4 protein-coding genes are annotated in these 4,561 nt (G+C 60.9%); all 4 read left to right on the top strand.

What is annotated here, in order from left to right:
* Positions 1-143: 143 nt before the first annotated feature.
* Positions 144-1,055, top strand: coding sequence for a LysR family transcriptional regulator (locus ACM6IO_RS26670; protein ID WP_008024659.1), 912 nt, complete (start codon positions 144-146; stop codon positions 1,053-1,055).
* Positions 1,056-1,158: 103 nt separating this feature from the next.
* A complete protein-coding gene (locus tag ACM6IO_RS26665) occupies positions 1,159-2,052 on the top strand; it encodes an NAD-dependent epimerase/dehydratase family protein (RefSeq protein WP_008040822.1) in 894 nt (297 codons plus the stop codon).
* A gap of 205 nt (positions 2,053-2,257) precedes the next feature.
* Positions 2,258-3,703 carry a SulP family inorganic anion transporter gene (locus ACM6IO_RS26660; protein WP_414912536.1) on the top strand — a complete coding sequence of 482 codons (1,446 nt, stop codon included), beginning with the start codon at positions 2,258-2,260 and terminating at the stop codon, positions 3,701-3,703.
* Between the two features lie 276 nt (positions 3,704-3,979).
* Positions 3,980-4,561 (top strand): SLC13 family permease (locus ACM6IO_RS26655; RefSeq protein ID WP_414912535.1); only part of this gene is annotated, 582 nt, incomplete at its 3' end.

The raw sequence follows: 4,561 nt of genomic DNA, 5'->3' as shown, positions 1-4,561 counted from the left end.
CATAAGGTTCGGCTACTATCGTCATCTGGAATCCGAACCTGTAGGAGCCGGGTTGCTGGCGATGGCGCCCTCAAGATCGCTATCGCCAGCAAGCCGGCTCCTACAAAAAGCGATCGGCGCTGAATTCTCGATAAGGAACACAGGTGAAAGCCAGATCCGATGAGTTGCAGATTTTCGTCTGCGTGATTGAGTGCGGATCGATTTCCGCTGCGGCCGAACAGGTCGGGCAGACGCCTTCGGCGGTCAGCCGCACGTTGTCGCGGCTGGAGGCCAAGCTCGATACCACGCTGATCAACCGCACCACGCGGCGCATGGACCTGACGGAGGAGGGCAAGTATTTCTTCGAGCACGCCAAACTGATTCTCGATCAGATGGAGGAGCTTGAAGAACGCCTCAGTTCACGTCAGCAAACCCCGTCCGGGCGTTTGCGGATCAACGCCGCCTCGCCGTTCATGCTGCACGCCATCGTGCCGTACATCGACGAGTTCCGCCGGCTCTACCCCGACATCCAGCTCGAACTCAACAGTAACGACCTGATCATCGACCTGCTCGAACAAAGCACCGACATCGCCATCCGCATCGGCACGCTGGCCGACTCGACCCTGCATGCCCGCTCGCTGGGTTGCAGCCCGCTGCACATCGTCGCCAGCCCGGCTTACCTTGAGCAACACGGCACACCGCTGGTGGTCGAGGACCTGAGCGGGCATGCGCTGTTGGGCTTCACCCACAATGAAGGCCTCAACCAATGGCCGCTGCGTTATGTGCATGGCGATCGCTGGCCGATTCAGGCGTCGATCAGTGCGTCCAGCGGCGAGACGATCAGGCACCTGGCGCTTGAAGGTCAGGGCATTGCCAGCCTGTCGCATTTCATGACCATCGAAGACATCCGTGCCGGGCGCCTGAAAGTGCTGCTGGCGGATTTCAACAGCGGTTATCGCCAGCCGATCAACGCGGTCTATTACCGCAACTCGCAACTGGCCCTGCGGATTCAGTGCTTCCTGGACTTTATCCAGGGCAAATTGGCGGTGTACGCGAATGCGGATTTCGAAGGTTGATTCATGATTCCTGCGCAAGAGTGAATTGGGTCAACGGGCATTTTTCAGTCGTGATGACTGCTTGATACTCGTTGCATCACTTATTCACGCAGGGAGTTTCTCCATGAACGTATTCGTTACCGGCGCTGCAGGTTTCATCGGCGGCTCCATCGCTACGGGCCTGGTTCGCGCTGGCCACAAGGTCACCGGCCTGGTGCGCAGCAGCGAACAAGCCAATGAGCTGAGCGCGTTGGGCATCACGGCGGTCATCGGCACTCTTGACGACAGCGCACTATTGGCCGAACAGGCCCGCGCTGCCGACGCGGTGATCAATGCCGCCAGCAGCGACCATCGCGGCGCGGTGGAAGCCTTGGTCAATGCCTTGCGCGGTTCCAACAAGGTATTCCTGCACACCAGTGGTTCGAGCATTGTCGGCGATGCGTCGGGCGGTCAGTTCGGCGACGCCATTTATTATGAAGACACGCTGCCGGAGCCTACTGTCGACAAGGCGGCCCGCGTGGCCATCGACAACCTGATCCTCGACGCGGCGAACGACGGGGTGAACTCGGCGGTCATCTGTAACACGCTGATCTACGGCCACAGCCTGGGCGTCAATCGCGACAGCGTGCAGTTGCCGCGCCTGCTGAAACAGGCACGCAAAAGTGGCGTGGTTCGGCATGTCGGCACCGGCCAGAACATCTGGTCCAACGTGCACATCGAAGACGTGGTGTCCCTGTACTTGCTGGCGCTGACCAAAAACGTACCCGGCACGTTTTACTTCGTTGAGAGCGGTGAAGCGTCGTTCGTCGACATGACCACGGCGATTGCCCAGGCGTTGAATCTCGCTGAGCCGCAAGACTGGCCGCTGAAAGAGGCCGAAGCCGAGTGGGGTTATGAAATGGCCAACTACGGTTTGGGTTCCAACAGCCGGGTGCGCGGCAAGCATGCGCGGGAGTTGCTGGGTTGGGTGCCGAAGCGGACTTCGGTGGTTGAGTGGATTCTTAACGAGATGGTGTGAGTTCGCTTTAGACCGCGTCATCGTTCTTCGCGGGCAAGCCTCGCTCCTACAGGGGTTGTGTCGTTCACAAAATGGGTGAACGACACAACCCTTGTAGGAGCGAGGCTTGCCCGCGAAGGCGTCTTCAACAGCACCGCAACTGGCCGGGCCGCCCTCAATTCCGTACCATCCGCCCCCTCTTCCCCAGTTGTGTCCAGTCCTCCCCATGAAAGCAAACCGTCTGCGCGCCGATGTCCTGGCCGGGCTCACCACATCCTTCGCCTTGTTGCCAGAATGCATCGCCTTCGCGCTGGTGGCTCACCTCAATCCGCTGATGGGCCTGTACGGCGCGTTCATCATTTGCACCCTGACCGCGCTGTTCGGTGGTCGGCCGGGCATGGTGTCGGGCGCGGCCGGTTCGATGGCCGTGGTGATCGTCGCGCTGGTGGTGCAGTACGGTGTGCAGTACTTGCTCGCGACGGTGTTGCTGGGCGGGTTGATCATGCTGGCGTTCGGGTTGTTGAAACTCGGCAAACTGGTGCGGATGGTGCCGCATCCGGTGATGCTCGGCTTCGTCAACGGCCTGGCGATCATCATCGCGCTGGCGCAACTGGAGCACTTCAAGAGTGGTGACAACTGGCTCAGCGGCTCACCGCTCTATGTGATGAGCGGATTGGTGGCGCTGACGATGGCGATCGTCTATCTGCTGCCGCGCCTGACCCGCGCCGTGCCGCCAGCGCTGGTGGCGATTCTGGGCGTCGGGCTGGCGGTGTATCTGCTCGGCTTGCCGACTCGCACCCTGGGCGACATGGCGCACATCGCCGGTGGCTTGCCGACGCTGGCCTTGCCAGATATTCCGTGGACGCTGGACACCCTGCGCATCATCGCTCCCTACGCGATATTGATGGCGCTGGTCGGCCTGCTGGAAACCCTGCTGACCCTGAACCTGACCGACGAAATCACCGAGAGCCGTGGCTTCCCGGATCGTGAGTGTGTGGCGCTGGGCGCGGCCAACATGGTCTCCGGTGTGTTTGGCGGCATGGGCGGCTGCGCGATGATCGGCCAGACCGTGATCAACCTCAGCTCCGGTGGCCGAGGTCGGCTTTCCGGCGTGGTGGCCGGCGTGCTGATTCTGCTGTTCATTTTGTTTTTGTCGCCGCTGATCGAGCGCATTCCGCTGGCCGCATTGGTCGGCGTGATGTTCGTGGTGTCGCAACAGACGTTTGCCTGGGCTTCGCTGCGGGTGGTCAACAAGGTGCCGCTGAACGACGTGCTGGTGATCGTCGCCGTAACGGTCATCACGGTGTTCACCGACCTGGCCACCGCCGTGCTTTGCGGGATCATCATTGCGGCGCTCAACTTTGCCTGGCAGCAGGCCCGCGAGCTGTATGCCGACAGTCACCTTGAAGCCGACGGCAGCAAGCTTTACCTGCTGCATGGCACGCTGTTTTTTGCCTCGACTACACCGTTTCTCAACCAGTTCGATCCTGCCAATGACCCGTCCGTAGTGACGATTGATTGTCGTCACCTGAGCTTCGTCGACTACTCGGCCATCGCGGCGCTGAAGACCCTGCGCGAACGTTACGCCAAGGCGGGCAAGCATCTGCGCGTGCTGCATCTGTCTGAGCGTTGCAAGAAACTGCTTAAGCGGGCGCGGGTGAGTCACGACTGAGGCCCCAACCCTGTGGGAGCGGGCTTGCTCGCGAAAGCGGTAGGTCAGCCAACACCTATGGCGACTGACACTCCCTCTTCGCGAGCAAGCCCGCTCCCACAGGAAAGCGGATGAAAGTTCGCCTGGCCGATTTTCATATTCACCGACCTCGCATACCTCTGCGCGACATCCCTTACCCCTGCACGAAAATTACTTTCACCTCGTTTGAGTTTCGCGCTTCGAAATGTTTTAAGAGTTTCACAAAACTTTCGACGTGACCCTTTCGAGGAGTACCGCATGACCCTGTCCTTCGGCTATTGGCTGCTGGTATATGCCGCCATCGCCATCATCGCGCTGATCGTTCTGATCGCCCGTTACCGGCTTAATCCCTTCATCGTCATCACCCTGGTCTCCATCGGCCTGGCGCTGCTGGCCGGCATGCCGCCGTCCGGCGTGGTCAGTGCCTACGAGGCCGGTGTTGGCAAGACCCTGGGGCACATCGCACTGGTGGTGGCGCTGGGCACGATGCTCGGCAAGATGATGGCCGAGTCCGGCGGCGCCGAGCAGGTGGCGCGCACCTTGATCGACCGTTTTGGCGAGAAGAACGCGCACTGGGCCATGGTGTGCATCGCGTTTCTGGTCGGGCTGCCGCTGTTCTTCGAAGTCGGTTTTGTGTTGCTGGTGCCGATCGCGTTTACCGTGGCGCGCCGCGTGGGTGTGTCGATTCTGATGGTCGGTTTGCCGATGGTCGCCGGCCTCTCGGTCGTGCATGCGCTGGTGCCGCCGCACCCGGCGGCGATGCTCGCGGTGCAGGTGTATCAGGCGTCGGTAGGGCAGACGTTGATGTATGCGATTCTGATCGGCATTCCGACTGCGATC

It is taken from the genome of Pseudomonas sp. IT-P44, from assembly GCF_949768225.1.
In the GTDB taxonomy this organism is placed as follows: Bacteria; Pseudomonadota; Gammaproteobacteria; order Pseudomonadales; family Pseudomonadaceae; genus Aquipseudomonas; species Aquipseudomonas migulae.
This window is presented reverse-complemented; position numbering and strand designations above follow the sequence as displayed.

Excerpts from the sequence above, each read along its gene's own strand:
- ACM6IO_RS26665 (WP_008040822.1), top strand. The coding sequence starts at position 1,159 with ATGAACGTATTCGTTACCGGCGCTGCAGGTTTCATCGGCGGCTCCATC.
- ACM6IO_RS26660 (WP_414912536.1), top strand. The coding sequence starts at position 2,258 with ATGAAAGCAAACCGTCTGCGCGCCGATGTCCTGGCCGGGCTCACCACA.